The organism is Gimesia sp. (assembly GCF_048262075.1).
Lineage (GTDB): Bacteria > Planctomycetota > Planctomycetia > Planctomycetales > Planctomycetaceae > Gimesia.
This window is the reverse complement of record NZ_JBLXFK010000030.1, coordinates 1-20,302: the sequence shown is the minus strand read 5'-3', so window position 1 is coordinate 20,302 and position 20,302 is coordinate 1. Positions and strand designations below refer to the sequence as shown.

The 20,302-nt window shown below is 47.9% G+C and carries 3 protein-coding genes; 2 read left to right on the top strand and 1 reads right to left on the bottom strand.

The genetic code is table 11. The features are described from left to right. Positions 1-44 precede the first annotated feature (44 nt). Complete coding sequence (locus ACN0YH_RS27540) at positions 45-18,101, top strand: putative Ig domain-containing protein (protein WP_417382821.1); 18,057 nt, start codon at positions 45-47, stop codon at positions 18,099-18,101. A gap of 51 nt (positions 18,102-18,152) precedes the next feature. Continuing rightward, on the top strand, positions 18,153-18,974 hold the full coding sequence (locus ACN0YH_RS27535) for a hypothetical protein (protein ID WP_417382820.1): 822 nt from the start codon (positions 18,153-18,155) through the stop codon (positions 18,972-18,974). Positions 18,975-19,659: 685 nt separating this feature from the next. On the opposite strand, the gene ACN0YH_RS27530 is transcribed toward ACN0YH_RS27535, so the two are convergent. Beyond that, the gene (locus ACN0YH_RS27530) at positions 19,660-19,950 is read right to left on the bottom strand and encodes a hypothetical protein (RefSeq protein ID WP_417382819.1); all 291 of its coding nucleotides are present in this window, start codon (positions 19,948-19,950) and stop codon (positions 19,660-19,662) included. Positions 19,951-20,302: the final 352 nt, after the last annotated feature.

Below are 20,302 nucleotides of genomic sequence, written 5' to 3'. Positions count from 1 at the left end.
CACTCAGTGAATCTGATCCTGGAATTGAGACAATCACGGAATGGTTGATTGACTGGGGTGATGGTAATGTGGAAACCATCGTGGGTAATCCATCGTCTGCCACTCATGTTTTTGCTGATGGTGCAGACAGTCATACTGTTTCCGCCACTGCGACCGATGAAGATGGCACGTTTAATTCGAATTCGATCGTGGTTTCCGTATTGAACGTCGCACCGACACTGACCATCAGTGGAAACGCAACCGTCGATGAGGGAGCCACCTATACGTTGAACCTGTCCGCTTCTGATCCAGGGGCCGACACGATCACGGAATGGTCCATCGACTGGGGTGACGGTAATGTAGAAACGATTGTCGGGAATCCGTCTACCGCCACACATATTTTTGCCGATGGTGCAGACAGTTTTACCGTCTCTGCGACTGCGACTGATGAAGATGGCACGTTCAATTCGAATTCGATTGTGGTTTCCGTGTTGAATGTTGCACCGACACTGACCATCAGTGGAGATGCGACCGTCGATGAGGGAGCCACCTACACGTTGAACCTGTCTGCTTCCGATCCGGGGACCGATACGATTACGGAATGGTCGATCAACTGGGGCGACGGTAATGTTGAGACGGTGTCCGGTAGTCCTTCGACTGTTACGCATGATTATGCAAATGGTCTTTCCAGCTATACGATTTCTGCGACGGCCACGGATGAGGATGGAACTTACAACTCTAATTCGATCGTAGTGACTTTTATTGAGTCAACTCTGCAGACGCTGGTTGAGGGGACTGATTTTGTTGTCACGCGCAGTATCGAATTTGAGGTACCTGAAAATCCATCAGCAGTGCAGCTTACATTTACCGGGCTTCAATTTGATACAACTGATACGGATGATATGAACGATGCTTTCGAGCTGGCGCTGGTCGATGCGAATGGTCAATCGCTGGTTGCCATGATCGATCAGGATCATGATGCGTTCTTTAACAGTACTGAGGGTGAGTCGTTCCAGAATGGATTGGGCGTCGAATATAACGCTTCCACAGGGACCGTGACGGTTGATATCTCACACCTGGCGGCCGGTACGACAGCGACTCTGATTGCCCGACTGGTAAATAATGATGACGATACGACCACAGAAGTCACAATCGATACACAACTTGCTTTTGTAGAATCACCATTCACGAGTCCGTCTACTTCCGTTCCCGCTGGATATCAGGGCGAGACTGACAACGTGGATGATAGTGATTTAACCGATGTGACCAGCATCATGCAGGTAGATTACACAACCACTTCTTTTAACGATGCAGACAATCAGTTGTTAACGGGAATCACTTTGACACATGCCGGATCTTATGACATTTATGGACGGGTTCTGGTTGGCATTCGAAATATCACTTCACCTGCAGTGTCTATGAGAAATGTAGATGGATATACGGCAGAGGGGATGCCCTATTATGATATCACTCATCTGTTAAACGACGGAACGTTCTCGCCTGGCGATTCCATATCCGGTCTGAGCCTGACATTCCTCAATCCACAGGAGGCGCAGTTTGATTATGATCTGGTCGTTCTGGGGCATTTGAATGTTGCTCCGAATATTACCAGTAATCCAGAGCTGGAAGTCGTAGCAGGTCAGACCTATCAGTATGATGTTGACGCCACGGATCATGAAAATGGGACTTTAACCTACGAACTGGTTTATGGGCCAGATGGGATGACCATTGATTCCCAGACCGGCGTGATCAGCTGGGGTACGACCACAAACGAAGTCGGCACGCATTCCATCGCTGTGAAAGCCGTTGATCCTCACGGTCTGTCGGATACGCAGACATTTACGCTTGAGGTAACGGAAAATATTCCCAACCGACCACCCCAGTTCACGTCCTCTCCGGTCATTGACGCTTATGTAAATACAGAATATCTCTATACCTCCAGCGCTACTGATCCCGATGGCGATTCCCTGTCATATGTTCTGGTCAGCGGCCCTGATGGGATGATCAACAGTCAGACAACATCGCTTGATCCGATAACCTGGCTTTCTCTGGAGAACAGACGCGTATCAATAACGAATGTGCCTGCTGTCGTCAGTCTCGAGTTGGATCTGGCATCTGGGATATTGTCGGGAGAGCTCTACTATAGCGACGAGTTCACAGTCGCATCATTTGAGGTAGATTATGATGGGGACGGAGAGGGAGATGTTGTCGTCTCAGCAACTTTAGAGGACACAACATTCAGTATTCAGCTCGATAGTGCAGAATTGGCGCTGGTGGATACGATTAAAGTGCGAGCCATTGATGCCTTTTACTCAGCCGAACCATTACCGTGGACTGACGTAGATGTGACGGGAGTGACATTTACTCCCACCCCGGGATTCTCAGAACTGGAATTCTCCAGCACGACCAGAACGATTTCTTGTACCGTTGACAGCAGCCTGAATTTATACCAGCCTTTCATTGAGCTGGATTACGATTTTGACGGCGTTTTTGAAACAGTGATTCCCGTCAACCTGGTGGATGGAACGTTCAGTTATACCCTCGATGCGGATTTACTGGATGCCAGCGGTAATGTAAGTATTCGCGTTTCCAGTTTCGATAACAGCCAGGGAGGCTTCAGCTGGACGCCGACTGCGGATGATGTAGGGAAAATCTTCCAGGTGACCCTGCAGGCAGACGATTCGAACGGCGGTCTCTCGCAACAGATGTATGAGATCTATGTCCATCCTCAGGAGGGCAATCATGATCCGGTGATTACCAGTGAGCCTGAAGAGACATTTGAGGTGCCAAACCAGTCAACCAATCCAGCCTCTGGGGACGTTGACCCCACTGAAATCAATATTGCGGTGGCTCCGGGTGCGACTGATACACAAACAATTTCGATTACTTTACCACCAGTAACGACAGGTTTTTCAACTGATATAGTGGTAGTCGTTGACGTCTCTCCTTCCATGGGAGAGGAACTCGAATGGTTGAAAAGCATGATTCCTGACCTGAATAATGCTTTGATCGATGTCGGTATTACGGACAATCGATTCGCTCTGGTCGAGTTTCTCGGTGATGCCAACATTATCAGTAATGATTTAAGTGATCCCCAGGTTGCCCTGACTCTTGTCGGCCCTGGTAATACCGTCGTGGACTCAATATCGGTACCTCTGACTTCGGTGCGCGCGGCAATAGATCAGTTTGTTTTACCTGCAGATGGTGATTACAAACTCATAGTGGGGTCTCCTTATACTAATGACGAGTATAGCGTAGTTCTGGATCGGGAGCGGGATGAGAGTGTCGCGGTCTCCGGGCTCGGGGATTTTCAGGGATCGATACAGGCAGGGGAAGAAGCAGTCATTACATTTACTGCCCCGCAGGGATTTCAGTTATATCTTGATTTACTGGAGGGGAATACTGGTCCATTACGGTTCCAGATTGAGTCGCCTTCAGGTGAATCAGTGTTACTGCAATATCTGAACGATTCTTATACTTATCTGGATCAATTGCCAGTTCTCTTATCCGAATTTGGCACCTATACCCTCACAGTCAGGGGGACCAGTCCGACAGATACAGGAAACTATAATGTTCGTCTGAGCGACTTTAGTGGTCTGACGACAAATCTGACGTTGAATACGGCTGTCAGTGACAGTATTTCTGAGCCGAAAGCAAGCAAGTTTTATCGCTTTACGGGAACGGCAGGACAAACTGTCTTTTATGACTCTTTTGATCAGGAAAATCTGTACTTTGAAGAACCAGGATATGAATATTATGAAGTGACACTGATTTCTCCTTCTGGTCATACAGTGTTTGTCAACGGAGAGTACTCTGGAGATGGAGATCAAGGGGTATTTGTATTACCAGAAACAGGCGACTATACGCTTGTGATAAATAGTAAAGATACTGAGACCATTGACTTTAATTTTCAGATTCTGGACCTGCAAACCGCAGGATCACTGGTATCCGTCGACTCGACAATTACCGGCAGCCTGGATCCAGCAGCAGAAACAAACGTGTATCGATTTGATGTGACCGCGGGTGACGAGTTTACGTTTGATCTTACTGCACGTTCCGGTTCAGGCAGTGCCTACTGGGAATTAATTGATCCGTATGGCAGATCGATTTTTAATACTTACATGAGCTCGGCAAGTGCTGCAGACCAGTCTCCGGGGGCTCTGCTGTCAACGGGAACCTACTCTCTGTTAATTAAAGGAGCTACTGCCAATCAGGGCGATGTTGACTATTCCTTTGAAATCGTAACATTGGGCTCAACGACTCCCACAACACCTTCCGGCGATCTGAAATCCCTGGGTGAAGTGGTGCAGGGGGACATGCAGTCAAATGGTGAGCAGGATATCTATCTGTTTAATATTTCTGCAGGTCAGACCGTGTTCTTCGATTCACTGGAAGCGGAGACTTCCAGTATGTCGGTCAAACTCATTTCACCAAGCGGCCACGAGATTGTGTCGACATCTTTTGTCAAAGATAACGAACTGATCAATACTGAATTTTCAATTGAATATTCTACAGAATATGAAAATCCCTGGCCGGTCACGCTATGGGAACCGGGAGCCTATCAGATCGTGATCGAAAACCTGAATAGTACTCCGGGAGATTACGAGTTCCGTCTCCTCGATTTATCAATCCAGCCGGAGTTGACATTTGAATCGATCCTGTCCGGGGAATTTCCTGCCGAGGAAAAACAGGATGTCTATCAATTCTCCGGTCAGCGTGGTGATCGGATTACTGTTAAGTTGGATGCATTTTCAGATTCCGCTGATTTTATCAAGAAAGTCTCAACGGTAGATACATCGGGAACAGAAGATGGTTATAACGGTTTAGCCGGGGCTTTGTCGTTGCCATTCCGTGAAGATGCTGCCGTGAATGTGATTCTGATCACAGATGAGAATCGCGATGTGGTAAATCAGTCACTCAACTATAACAATATGCTGGAGCAGCTGAACGCCATCGGAGCAACGCTGCATAGCATGGTGATGCTGGATATCAATGCGCACCCGGATGAAGGCAGCTTCAGTTATACGCTTGATCCCGGTCTGATTGATGCGAGTGGAACGGTTCAGGTTCGACTTAATGACTACTATGAGTTTGAACTGGATCCGGAATGGATCACGCTGGCGGACACGACCCTGACGAATGTACCAGGCTTTGAATCCATTTCTTTTGATGAAGTGACGGGCACTGTGTCTGGTGTCTTTGATATGAGTCTGGGATACCAGATTCCAGTCATAGAGGTTGATTATACTCTGAATAATTACACCAATATTTCTTTCTACCCGGACGATGTTCCCAGCGCTCTGGGCCTGACTGGGGAAACTGCTTCGGATGCGGCGTTCTTTTCGGATAACAGTTACAATACGTTGTCTTCACAAGCAGTCGATGCTTCAAATTTATTGTCAGCAGAAGTCAACGGCTTTTTAGAAATTAACTATGATGAAAATACGCATGTACTATCAGGGACTTTAGACCCGGGGCTCCCCTGGTTCACTCCTGTTGTGTACGTGGATTATGATAAAAATGGATCTCCGGATGAGAGTGTCTATCCGAATGCAGAATACGAATTCAGTATTGTATTGGATAGCGGCTCGGTACCTGCGAATCTTGACTTTAATGTGAAAGTGGCCGACGAATTTGACTTGCCCTGGATTTCGATGATGAGATATGAAGGTTTTGATGAGCTGAACCTTGATGATCAGACAGGGGTGCTCTCGGGGATTGTTGATCTTTCACAAGGCTATACCGATTATCTGATTGAGATCGACTATGACCAGGATGGTTCCGCAGATGCGTCAACGTCTGCGAATGCGACCACTGGTGTCTTCAGTGTTGCACTCAATGCAGCTCAGATTCCCTCTAGCGGTTCCATTAATGTCCGGCTGACTGACGATGATACTCAAACGCTGTCTTGGGAAACACTGGATGCTTCGGCTTTAATCACATTTACCGGAGTCGGCTTCGATTCCTACTATCTTAAAAATTCCACAGCAACACTTGCCGGTATTGTGGATTTAAGTCTGAACGCAGATTTGTACCGAATCGAAATCGATTACAATTCTGATGGAGTCTTTGATCCCGTTGCAATCGCGGATAAATATACTGGCGAATTTTCTTTGAGTATCAATCCCAATCTGCTGGCAGGAAATGGCGAATTTGATCTCCGACTGATTGCCGGATATGGCGATTATTATACGACAATCGTAAATGAAAATCTGTTTTATAAACCGCTACGATCTTATCCTCCCCATTCCCAAAGTACCGAAGCCGATAATTATGGGACTGAAGAAGAGTATGTGGATCTTGCATACGCGGCCGGGGGAACGGCCTGGAGTATTGACCAGTTTCGTGGACAATACGGAGTTACGACTTTAGATGAGACTCTGAACGCAATCGCATTTTCTAAAGCTTTTGTATCAACATTGACGCAGAACATTTATGATCAGCAGGATCTTGATCTCGTTGCAACAGACCCTTCCGTTGAATTCACGATCCTGGATGAGCAGGTCGAAGAGGGAGTTGCCACCTTTACGGTTCAATTTACGGGAACTACAGAAGGTCATTCATTTGATCTCCAGTTTGTTCAGCAGGATGAACCAGGGATTGTATTTGGCTCGATTCCAACTACGATTCAGCTGGGTTATCTCTACGATGTGAATGCCCTGGATGTGGATGGTGATACGCTCACTTATGAGCTGGTTGGTGATACTCATGGAGCTCTCATCAATTCCGAAACCGGCATCATGACCTGGTATCCGGAAGACACCGGCGACTATACCTTTACCGCACTGGTGACTGATGGAAACGGCGGCCAGGATACTCAAACCTGGACCGTGACGGTAACCGAAACCGGGGCTGGCAATGTTGATCCTGTGATCGATGATGTAGCCGACATCACCACCGAAACTGAACGCGAAATTTCCGTACAACTCACCGGCTCGGATGCCGACGGAGATGCCCTCTGGTTCTATCTCTTGGACGACACCGCCAATGGAGCACCGATTCCCGCTGGCATGACAATTGATTCGACTACGGGAGTTGTCTACTGGAATCCGACAGAGGAACAGGAGGGGATATATACGATAAAGGCCCGCGTACTCGACAGTTTTGGTGGCATCGATGAAACCAGCTTTACGATTACCGTTAATGAACCGGCTGAATTCACAAATAACCGACCTGTGATCACATCTTCGGCACCACTTTCGGCACTGGAAGGTGTGACTTACCTGTATGATCTGGATGCCACCGATGCCGAAGGAGACCGGTTGACGTATGAACTTTCTGTTGCTCCCGAAGGAATGGCAATTGATGGCGATACCGGGATGATCGCCTGGAAGCCGACCTATGAACAGCTGGGATACACCACCGTGGTCGCGCGCGTCACAGACGCTTTAGGCGGCGTGGCTGTCCAGGTCTTCGAACTAAATGTTACCTCAACCAACGAAGCCCCCGAAATCACTCCTGCTCCCATTGAAGCGGCCGGACTGGATCTACTCTGGACGTACCAGGTTGAAGCCAGTGATCCGAATGGAGACATTCTTGTTTATCGTCTGGATCAGGAATCGCTCGATCGCGGCATGACAATCGACTCCACCGGCCTGGTGTCCTGGACCGCAACAGCGACAGGCGACTACCAGGTGGAAGTGACTGTTGACGATCAGCGGGGCGGTACGGCAACTCTGCCGTTTGTCTTGCCAGTTCGCAATAATGCCGCACCGGTCTTTGAAAGCAACCCACCGGCTCCGGCCTTTGTGGGCGAAGCCTATACTTATAATATTGTAGTCTCCGATCCGAATCTCTCGGACACCGTAACCCTCAGCCTGGATGCAGATTCGCTTGCACGGGGGATGATCCTGACCGGAAATGTCCTCACATGGACTGCGCAACACCTGGGTGATGTCGCTGTGACCATCTCTGCCGATGACGGGCAGGGGGCGGTTTCCACCCAGTCCTTCACACTGCCTGTGGAAGCGCCGGTGGTAGTCAGCGAACCTCCGGTCATCACTTCAAGACCGTCGGGGCCTGCCTACGCAGAACAGCCGTGGACCTATACGGTGACAGCAACGGATGTGGACAGCGATGATGCTGCTCTTTTCTATTCACTTATGTCGCCCGAACAGGTCACCGGGGTGATTGAATTTGATACCGTGACGCATACCTTAACCTGGACTCCTGCTGTCAGCGATGTCGGAACCAGTCAGTCATTTACCGTTCGGGTTACCGATTCGGCAGGGTCCTGGAGGGAACAGTCCTTCACAGTACCAGCGGTTGCGGTTCCTGTGCAGAACGATCCTCCTGAAATTACCTCGATTCCCACGGGACCGGCAGTGGTGGGAGCCTCTTACTCATACCAGGTGACTGCTTTTGATCCCGAGGGAGAAACGCTGACGTATTCCGTGGATTCCGCGACGGAAGCGGTCGGTATTACCATTGACAGCACCACCGGTCTTCTGATCTGGACCAATCCGCCCGCAGCTGGAAATCAGAGTATATCCATCACGGTAACGGATGAAGCGGCAAACCAGTCCATTCAGACCTTCACGCTGCCCGTCATTACTCTAAATCATGGGCCGGAAATCACATCGGTACCGACCGGCCCCGCTTACATCGATGAAGCCTGGTCCTATCAGATCAGTGCCACCGACGCAGACGATGATACGTTGACATACAGTCTGCTGTCTCCTGAAACGCTGCCTGGAAATGTCAGCTTTGATGATCAGACAGGAATTTTGATCTGGACACCTTCGACCGGTGAAACAGAATTGAGCTTCACTGTCGAAGTCTCGGACGGGAATGGTGGCTTAGCGACACAAAGCGTTACCATACCTGCAGTGCGACGCAATGAAGCACCCGAGATTACCTCCATTCCCTCAGGGCCCGCCATTGAGGGGCAATTGTGGACTTACGTTATTGAAGCCACCGATCCGGATAACGACACGCTGACATACGCTCTGGTTTCTCCGGAAACGCTGCCGGCGGGTGTCAGCTTTGATGATCAGACCGGTACCATCAGCTGGACGCCAGTCACCGCGCAGAATCCTGATGGCCTCAGTTTTACGGTCCGCGTGGAAGACGGCTTCGGCGGCTATGCGGAACAGAGCTTCACAGTCCCTGTTATTACTGCGCCGACTTCAGGTGGCGGCGGTGCACTACCAACAATCACTTCAGTGCCGGAAGGGCCCATCTACGCGGGTGAGCTCTGGACATACGATGTGACCTATAATGAACCAGACGGCGATCCCACAATTACTTTCGATGTCCAGTCTGATGTCGCCGGCGAAGATATCAGTATCGATGGAAACGGCAGTCTGACCTGGACCCCTTCTGTCGTGGGACGATATACGATTACGGTGTCTGTAGATGACAACGCTGACGGCATCACCACGCAAACCTTTGAAGTCGATGTTGTCGAGCACAACCTGCCTCCGGAAGTGACCTCGACCCCGACAACAAATATCAGGGTCAACGAATACTGGTCCTACCTCGTTCAGGCGACTGATCCGAATGGGGATACGCTGACTTACTCCCTCGACGAGGATTCTTTAACGCGTGGCATGACAATCAATGCCACAACCGGACGCATTCTCTGGACTCCAGATACCGTTGGTTCGTACCCGGTGGTGGTAACTGTCGACGATGGTAACGGTTTAACCGCAACGCACTCCTTTACGATTGCCGTCAATAATGCAAATCCGGAAATCAACTCACAGCCGACCGGGCCTGCCTATGTGGGTACTCAATGGTCTTATCAGGTGATCGCCACCGATGTAGACGGCCATGCTCTGCAGTACGAACTGCTCTCACCGGGTGTATTGCCCGATGACATGCAGATTGATGCCAACGGCTTATTGACCTGGACACCCACAACGACCGACGCTGTCGATATCGAAATCAAAGTCAGCGACAGCGCTGGCGGCTACCGTACGCAGTCGTTCACTCTGGAAGTAGAAACGGTTGTACCTCCGAATCAGTCACCCGTGATTGATTCGATTCCGGTAACTTCGGTGGAATTGAATCAGGTTTATCAGTATCAGATCGATGCCTATGATCCGAATGGAGATGACTTGATCTACTCGCTGAACTCAGCACCCGCTGGAATGTCCATCGATGACGACGGCCTCATCAGCTGGTCGCCACAGACGCTAGGTGAGTACAGTGTGGAACTGGTCGTTGAAGACCCGGCTGGCCTGCAGTCAACGCAAACCTTCACGCTGCTCGTTACGGCTCCCGTGGTGCTCAACGAAGGTCCGGAGATTACCTCCACTCCCACCGGTCCTGCGATCAAAGATCGTGCCTACCAGTACCGGGCCATCGCCAGTGATCCGAACGGCGATGTCATTACCTGGTCGCTCGATCCGGTATCCGTAGTCGGTAATATGGCAATTAACGCCACAACTGGTCAGCTGACCTGGACGCCGGCGGATGATGGCACTTACTCTATAACCGTCATCGCGACCGATTCGCATGGTGCCGCAGCTTCTCAGACCTTCAGCCTGGTTGTGCTGAAGAATGCGGCTCCCGTCATCACTTCCACGCCGGATCAATCCGTCGATATCAATGTCGCTTACAGTTATGAAGTCAGCGCCAGTGACCCGAACCCCGGCGATACAGTGACATACGCTCTGACCGACAGTCCCGCTGGGGCAACCATCGACGCCGAAACCGGCCTGTTGAGCTGGACATCCAGCACACCCGGACTCTACAGCTTTACCGTTACCGCCACCGACCAGGACGGTGCCACTGGCTCACAAACTTACCAGCTGCAGGTGATTGACCCGGTCAATAATAACGCCCCTGTGCTTACTTCAGCACCTCGTTCTCAGATTCAGGTCGATCAGCGATTCCTGTATCAGGTGGAAGCCTTCGATTCGGACGGCGACACCCTCTCTTATACGCTCGTTTCCGGCCCTGCAGGCATGGTGCTCGATTCGAAGGGGCTGCTCGACTGGACGCCCACGGGCGCCGATGTCGCCGGCTCGCCGCACACCTTCACGATCCTGGTCGAAGATGGGCGGGGTGGCAGCGTTCAGGAATCGTACGACATCAATGTGGTCAGTGAATTCGTCAATACCGCGCCACAGTTCACAACTTCTCCGTCTACCAATCTGGTGGTTGGTAAAACCTACACCTACGATGCCAACGGCGTCGATGCGGACGGTGATACAATCCTGTTCCGTCTGGTCAATGCACCTGACGGCATGACCATTGATGCGAAAACCGGGCTCGTCCAGTGGACTCCTTCGATTGACGATCTAGGCGAACACACGATGACAGTCCGGCTCGTGGATACCTATGGAGCCGGCGTGGACCAGACCGTGACGCTCACGGTCCGCAGTGTGAATCGTCCGCCGATGATTACCTCCCGTCCGCCTACGCAACTTGTGATCAACGACAGCTATGACTACACCGTACTGGCTAACGACCCCGATGGTAATACGCTGACGTATTCACTCGGCGATCAGACCACGGCGACCGGCATCACGATCAATTCCGCCACAGGCGAGATCGACTGGACCCCCACAACAGCAGGCACGTATCGCATTCATGTGAATGTATTCGACGAATACGGCCTGGGGGTTGCTCAACTGTATGATGTGGAAGTCCTGGGGGCTCCGCCGAACTTCGCACCTTACATCACCACGAAACCGGCCGTCGAAGCCGAGGCAGGGGCGCTTTATACCTACGATGTGGATGCCATCGATCCGAACCTCAGCGATACGATTACCTTCTCGCTGGTCGCCCCGGATCCGCTGCTGGCAGACATGACCTTCGATACGAATACGGGAGTTATCACCTGGACGCCTGATGTGTCGCTTATCGGGCAACTGGTGCAGTTCAAAGTCGTCGCCAGTGATGGGAGTCTGACGTCAACCCAGAGTTACAGCGTCCGCGTACAGCCTGTCAATGAACTGCCTGATGTGGGAGAGATTGGCGATATCACACTTTCCGCCGGTGCCTACTTCAATTACGGCGTCTATGCCTGGGACGGGAACGCAGACCCGCTGACATACTCGCTCGATCAGGCGTCCCTCGATCGCGGCATGACTATTGACAGTACTTACGGCCTGATCAACTGGCAGACCGACATCGACGATATCTCGGCCACGCCGTACGACGTGACGGTGACTGTCTCCGACGGACGGGGCACACCGGTTACCGAAAGCTTCACGATCACGGTGGAAGCCGACCAGACGGCACCGGATGTGACGATCACACTGTTAAATAACAGCGACAAGATTGGGGAAACGCTGGAGCTTCAGGTCTTCGCTACCGACCAGGTAGGTGTCACTGCCCGCACGTTGACACTTTACAGCGTGACTCTGAATGAAACGACAACCGTGCTCAATCAGACGCTGGCCATCGATGCGAACGGAATCGCCCGACTCACGCTGACGGAAGACATGCTGGGCACGCTGACCTTCACCGCCAGCGCCGTCGATGAAGCGGGTAACGAAGGCACCGCCACCCCGGTGGAACTGCAGGTACTGGACCCCAGCGATCAGAACCCGCCAACTGTGACGCTGACTTCGCTCAGTTATTACCAGGAAATCACAGCGCCGATTGACATCCTCGGTTCGGTAACCGACGATTCACTCGACAACCTGACCTGGACTCTCTCCGCCATCCCCCACGACGGCGGCGCAACTAAAATCATCGCCAGCGGAATCGGCGAATTGACGAACGAAGTCATCGGCCGCTTCGACCCCACACTGCTGCGAAACGGCATCTACACCATCGAACTGGAAGCCACCGACGCCGGCGGCAACGTGTCGTTCGATAGCGAAGTGATCAAGGTAGACGGAAATCTGAAGCTGGGGAACCTTGAAGTTTCGTTCGTCGATCTACAGGTTCCTGTATCAGGAATTCCGATTACGGTGACGCGTACGTATAACTCGCTGGATTCTGATATCGAGGGCGATTTCGGCTATGGCTGGTCGCTTGCTCTCAGCAACACCAAAGTTCGCATTATCCAACCAGAAGGAGGAGATCCTGGACTGTCCGGATACCCGATCTTTGAAGATGGAACACGTATTGTTGTAACCTTACCTGACGGTACGGAAGAGGGCTTTACATTTAAACCTCAAAAGCAGGTATCCGGATTTGTTCAAACAGCTGACTACTTACCAATGTTCATACCCGATGTGGGTGTTAAGAGTCAGTTAATCGTAGATACCCGTTACATTCGTAAATTAGGCGATGGTTACATCGATATGGAAACAGGGCTTGGTTATTCACCTGCCAATCCGCTTCTAGGTGGAGCTTATACACTCATCCTGAGAAATGGAGTCGAACTCGCCATCAATGCCGAAACCGGAGATCTTTCTACAATCACAGATTTGAATGGAAATCAGATTACATTTACCGGTATGGGAATTGAACACAATGCCGGTCGCAGTATCGAATTTGAGCGTGATTATGCAGGGCGAATTACTGCCATCATCGATCCCGCAGGAAATCGACTAGAATATGCGTACGATGACGCTGGGGATTTAATTTCCATGACGGATCGTTTAGGGGCAACGACCCAGTTTACTTACCTGGATGGTGTGAATGATCCTGAGCATTATCTGGATGAAGTAATTGACCCACTTGGAGGGAAGGCTCTTAGATCTGAATATGATAAGGATGGGAGATTAGTATCAGCGACTGATGGTGAAGGAAACACAATAAAGTATGAATATAACACTGAATCGCTCGTCCAAGTCATAACAAATCCTTTAGGTTTTACGACTCAAATTACTCTCGACGAACGTGGCAACATTATTCGTACTGAAAATGCATCAGGCGGGATCACGATTAAGTCATATGACCCTGAAGATAATCTTCTGTCTGAAACTATTGTTATCGGAAACGAAGATTCTCAGCAAAATGGGGAAAGTGATGATTTAACAACTCTTTATAAATATAATTCAAATGGTGATTTACTTTCCAAAACTGAATCAAACGGGAAAACTGAAAGCAATACCTATAATGAACGAGGACTACCAGTAGATACAATCGACTACCTAGGTAACTCCACTCATAATGTATTTGGCGATATTGGGCTTTTATCACAAACTATAGACAAGTATGGGAGCTTAACATCTTTTTATACGGATAACCGTGGCAATATATTAGAGATGAAAAATGCAAATGGAGAATCATTAGTAAAGAACACGTACAATGAATATGGCGAAATATTATCAACAAAACCAGCAGGAAACCAAACGAAATATTATTCTTACGATATAAATGGCAATATTAGTTCCTCATGGTATATAGAAGAAAAAGGGACAGATCAATTTAAAATTATTGATCGATTCGAGTATGACGCAAATCAGGAACTCATTAAAACATCACGTTTCAGTGTTGATATTACATCTGGAGCGGAATCAATTTTATGGGAGACTTCATCTAGATTAGACTATGCAAACAATATTACATCATCAAAAGATCAATTAGGACTGTTAACTGAATACATTTATAATTCACTAGGTAAGAAGATTGAAAAACGCACTCAATCATTCAATTCAAGTGGAAATCTTGTCTGGCTTGTTGAGCGTTATGCATATGATAAATTAGGTCGCGAAATACTATCGACCGATAGTTATATCGATGGGGAAACTAGTTCAATTCGAGGGACTCGTACAACATATGATCCTGTAGGAAACATTATTAAATCTGAACAATTAAAAGATATTGAAATCAAAATATATGCATCCAATGGACATTTTTTGAGTGCTATTACCGCAGGTGGAACTGTCATTTCAGAAACACACAAAGTATATGACGATGCAGATCGTCTCGTTTCAAGCACAAGTATTTCTGGTCTTGAAACAAAATACATGTACGATTCGAAAGGAAATCTTTTCCAGACTCGATCTCAATCAGTAAATGAACATAGTGACGTTGTTTGGTTAGTTAATCTTAACATATATGACGAGTATGGTAGACCAAGTGTAAGTATTGATCAGTATGAAGAAGGGGCGGAAACTACGTTCTATGCAAATCGATTCATGTACGATAAGTATGGTCGCGTAATTCGAAATGAGCGACTGGTAAATATAGATTTTGAGATAATTAATAATGAGGCAACTTTAATTTCGGAGGGGACACTCTTATCGCTAAAAGAAATTTTATATGACAGCAACGGCAGGGTTGATCGAATCATAGTAGATAATAATCAATATACTGATTATCAATATGATTTTTTAGGAAGGCAGGTTGCATTTACAACCTCTCCTGTTGAAATTGGAGGAGAGATTTTAAGGCTACGGAGCGAAACTATATTCAATGAGAGCGGGCTTGTAGTAACTGAAAAAACAAATATAGGCGTTCGTTCTGACGGAAGCATAGATTTGTCTAATGTAAAAGAACTGCAGTATGAATATGATGTTTTTAGAAACAGAACAAAAACAATCTTTGATGACGGTACATATATCTCTGCAACATTTAATTCGTATGGTCAAAAAATCTCTGAAACAAATCGTATGGGAGAGACCCGTAGTTATGAATATAATTTACAGGGCCAACTCACTAGTGTGACCTTACCAGAGCTTATTGATCCAAATGGCGGGGAGCCTCTAAAATCTGAGTATCAATATAAATACGATGCATTGGGAAATCAGACTTTAGTAAAAGATCCACAGGGTAATGAAACATCCTTTAACTACAGTTCGCAAAATTATTTACTTAGCAGGACGTTACCTGATGGTTCGACGGAATCGTTTACGTATAACGAAATAGGACAGATTTTAACACATACTACTTTTGAAGGGGGGATTGTAAGACATATTTATGATGATGGTGAGCTTGGAACAGGTGCTTTGATTGAAAAACAGTACTTCAAAGATGAAGCGACCTATCAAAATGGAAGTGGTGATCCAGATGAGTCATTTACTTATGTGTATGACGCATTCGGACGCGAAGTCAGTGTGACACAGCAGTCTGTCAGCGAAACAAGAGCTATGGTGACGTCCTACGATTCCCAAGGGCAGGTGATCCGAGTTGATTCACCGGAAGAGATCGTCAATTACGAATACGATCAGTATGGTCGTAAAACCCGCACTTATACCGGTGATCCAAACAATCCGGTTACCGATACTCTCTACACCTATGATGCACTGGGACGTCTGGCGACCGTGAGTGTTGTGGAACGGAACGATGAACTTCTGGCAACTCCGGAAACGACGACCTATCAGTATGATCTGGTAGGGAACCTGGATCAGACGATTTTGCCCGATGGGGTGGTTACCGATTATACCTACGATGATCTGAACCGACTGGAAACTCTTACACATTTCCTGGCCGATGAGACACCGGAAGATCTGTCGGACAATGACAAAATTGTCTTTGAATACGAAGTGCGGGCCGATGGTAAGCGGACGAAAGAAACCGAGACCATTTACCGCGACGAAAACGAGAATGGCCAGTTCGAAGCCAGTGAAATCAAGACAGTGACAACTGACTGGATGTATGACGAAGCAGGCCGCTTAATTGATGAAGTCTTCAGTCATTATGACGATTTGCTCGATCAGTCATCTCACTTTACCTACGATTTAACCGGGAATCGCTTGGAACAGCAGGTCGAAAAAGATTTCGATGGTGATGGGGACATCGATAATAAGACGACCACATACAGTTATGATGAAAATGATCGTCTGCTATCAGAAATGACCGAACTGGATGACAACAATGATGGCACGATCGACTCCACCAGCACCACGACCTACAGCTATACCGGAACTCAACAGACCGGTAAAACTGTCAGCGAAGCGGGAATCAATCAGTCGAGGACTTCATTTACCTATGACCTCCAAGGGCGAATGGAAACGGTCACTATTACCTTCCTGGATGAAACTGGGGTAGAGATTAGGATCGAAAAGACAACCTACGGTTACGATGCGAGGGGAATTCGTGTGTCCGCTCTGCATGAGGTAGATACTGACGCGAATGGCACTGTAGATGAGACGACTAAGACCGAATATCTGAATGATCCAACTAACTTCACGGGTTATTCCCAGGTCATACAGGAAACCGTATATGATGAGAACGGGGTAATCACAAACCGTGTGATTTACACAGTCGGGCATGATCAGATCAGCCAGACGACTATTGAGTATGGGAATGGGGTTCCACAAACACCGCAGACGTTCTTCTTCATGGCTGATGGTCATGGTAGTACACGCGCACTGGCTGATGCCGCAGGTGCGATCGCCGGTATAAATGGTGTGGAACAACTCTTCTTTTATGATGCTTATGGAAATCTACTCAACATGCAGTCGACGCAGGCTGCAACCAGTTACCTTTTCAGCGGCGAACAATTTGATGCAAAAATTGGTCAACAGTATTTACGGGCTCGTTATTATGATGCCTCAACAGGGCGGTTTAATCGACTCGATCCTTTTTATGGTAATCTTCAAGATCCACAATCTTTACATAAGTATTTATATACACATGCAGATCCCGTAAATGGAATTGATCCCAGTGGTCTTTTAAATATCAGTCCATCAATACTTCGGATGTTGAAAGGTTTGGGGCCAGAACTTGCCTTACGTGTGCTTATTGGAATTCGAGCAACTTATGTGCTTGGCGATGCTTACAAAAATGAAGTAAATAATAGCCCTCTGGTTGATATTAATAGGCAAATCTTTAGAGTTAATGAATTTAATATTAAAACGCTGCCTGATGGAACTGTAACAACATCTCAAGCAAGAAAAAGACCCGATATTGTTGATCATGAACGACATACAGTTTATGAGATTAAAACAGAGGCAGAAGCTCTCGTTGATTTATTAAATCTAACCTATAATCAGAATACTATAAAACAAATTAACGAATACCTGGGATTACTGCAGATTCGGTATGGTGTGCCTTATTCTCCTGGACTTTGGGTTCCTAAGAATAATCCATATACGATCACGTCTCTCCCCGGTATTGTAGGTTTACCTCCGCTTAATATCACAGCCTTGAATATAGGAAATGGAATTATTGCATACAGCACAAATCTCGAACCAGGAGTTGTCTCAGTTGTTACAATGGTTGTATATGGAATTAGTCCTCTTGTTAAAGGATCAATCGCGTCTTTTTTGACTAAAGCATTAACACCACCTGTACCAGGTTTAGTTTTGCGCGTTCCAATCTAAAAGGTCCAAGTAACACAACATTCCAATCAAAACATCATTATTCATGAGGCAATGATGCTTAAAAATGAACTAGAACGTTCTTATTTTGTCTATCCGTCATGGGCCAATCCCCCCTTTCAGTGGGATGAACTGCCGAAATTACTTCATGACCCACTAAATTCCGGATTGATTGAGAATACCGATCCCGAGTATTGGGCCAAACTTGGATATCAGCCTGAAAATCCGGAGTTCCATTTTCTAAAAGGGGCCTTTGGTGGAGGTGTTTTCTGGACAGATAATCATCCACTAGAAGTCGATCATAGTAGTGCCATTCCTACAAGTAAAAGGTGGCTATTCATGAATGTTTTACGTTCCGGTAATACTCAAGTAACGTGCGTCGACGAACTCCTGCCCTATTCCAGAGAAGTGGGTTGCAGAGTTGCTCATCTGGAAGCTAGTGAAACTGCCGAAACATTCTTAGGTCTCGCTCCGAAGCCTAGGACATTTTCGATTAATGGTACGGTCGAACATCTCGGGGCAGAGACCGATCGCATCTTCTGGGCCGTCCGCATCAAGCGAGGAAAGAGAACAATCAAAGGGCTGACGGAATTAACTCCGATAGCGAGTGCCTTTGGAATAGAACTGAACTTCCTGGACTCACCAGGGGAAGAATTCTTATCGATCACTGAGCCATGGTTTGATAATCCGGACAGAGAGACTCAGTGGATTGAAGTTAGAAGTCAAAATGAGGGAGTCGGTTATCATTTCGCATTGGCCGTCTACGCGGGGTTTCATCTACGTTATATCGGAGGTCCGCGCATCCGCAGCATACACTTAATTGCCAATTTAGAATCAAAATTTAATCGCGCTGAGAGTTCTATTCTTTCGTTTTAAATTAGCAAACACACATGTTTCATTGTCTCAACACTGCATCAGTTTAGGTCTGAGTAGAGCATAGTGATCCTGATTTGAAATCAAAGGGTATTGGCTAGTTTTAATTTCACTATATCAGTTGTTGTGAGAGTGTAGCCTGATTGGAGACTGTAGAGCTCTTCAAACTTTTCGGCTGTCAGAAACTCTTTCCAGAATCAACCGTTGAAACTCTCTACATCACCATTTTAGGGGCCTGCTACAGGAGGTCCATGCAAATTTCAGAGCTTATTCCTTGCGTATATAACAGGTAGAGACTGTTGCTCTGACTTGATCGTTTGCTCTGTCTGTTTCCTGCTACTGGTGACAACTCTTTATTACTTCGAGCCCTACCCCTAATTGTGTTGAGTGGTTCTGGAAGTTCATCTAAGTCTGAAACAGTGTGATCGGGTAGAATGTATCAGCCGGGCTGGCCATTGATTGTGACATCCATGCTGGTGCCGCGAGCTGACACATGAGGCAGCCCCCCTACAATTTGTTGACTGGAGGGTAACTGGTCGTCACTGCTGAAATTCGATCTGTTGTTTTTTGCGCGCTGTGCTCGGCCTGGATGTGCAACCGGACTTACTTCATTTTTAGGGCTGGATTCTTGATCCTGGTTGGATAAACCAATTGTGGCTTACGGTGTTTTGATTTTCTACCACGCAAGTTACGAAAGCACACGAACAGGGATGAAGTAATGCAGGGGGATTTCAAATTCGGATTTGGTTTCATGGTCGAGGATCATCTTAGGGAGTGGCGCGCGGGGAGCAAGGGGGTTGTCAGAATGCTGTGGCGATACAGGTTGATATCGGGGCGATGTCAGGCGGTACCGGAGCGGTGCCGGGGTGAGGGGCTGCGATGGTGTGGCGACCCGCAGGCGAACTTTGCGATCAGGCGTGGTTTCAGGCAGTGCAATTCTGGAAAAAACGGGCTTGTTTTTAGTGATGACCGGGAACAACTGGCTCGTGTTTCAGTGCACTGTAAACTGGACACGCGCGACTCATTGAGGCGCTTATTCTGCTGGGGAGCAGGGGGGAGTCAAGTCGAAATTCTTCAGTAGAACAAATCAACGGAGGGCAGATGATGAGTGAACAATGAGCATGAAAAAAGGCCACTTACCGGAAATGGTAAGCAGCCTTGAAAGTGGAGGCGGCGGGTGTCGCTCCTGAAGCGATTTTTTATGGTCAAGAATATTTCTGTAAGTTATATATTGAATTCGACATTGAAAATGTTCAACTGCGATGGCCCAAGACTGGCGGACTCCCGAAAAGTGAATTATGCGGCCAGTTGTTGAGCGTATATTCTCTCGA

Bases quoted from the DNA above. Each gene is read 5' to 3' on its own strand.
- ACN0YH_RS27535 (WP_417382820.1), top strand. From the start codon at position 18,153: ATGATGCTTAAAAATGAACTAGAACGTTCTTATTTTGTCTATCCGTCA.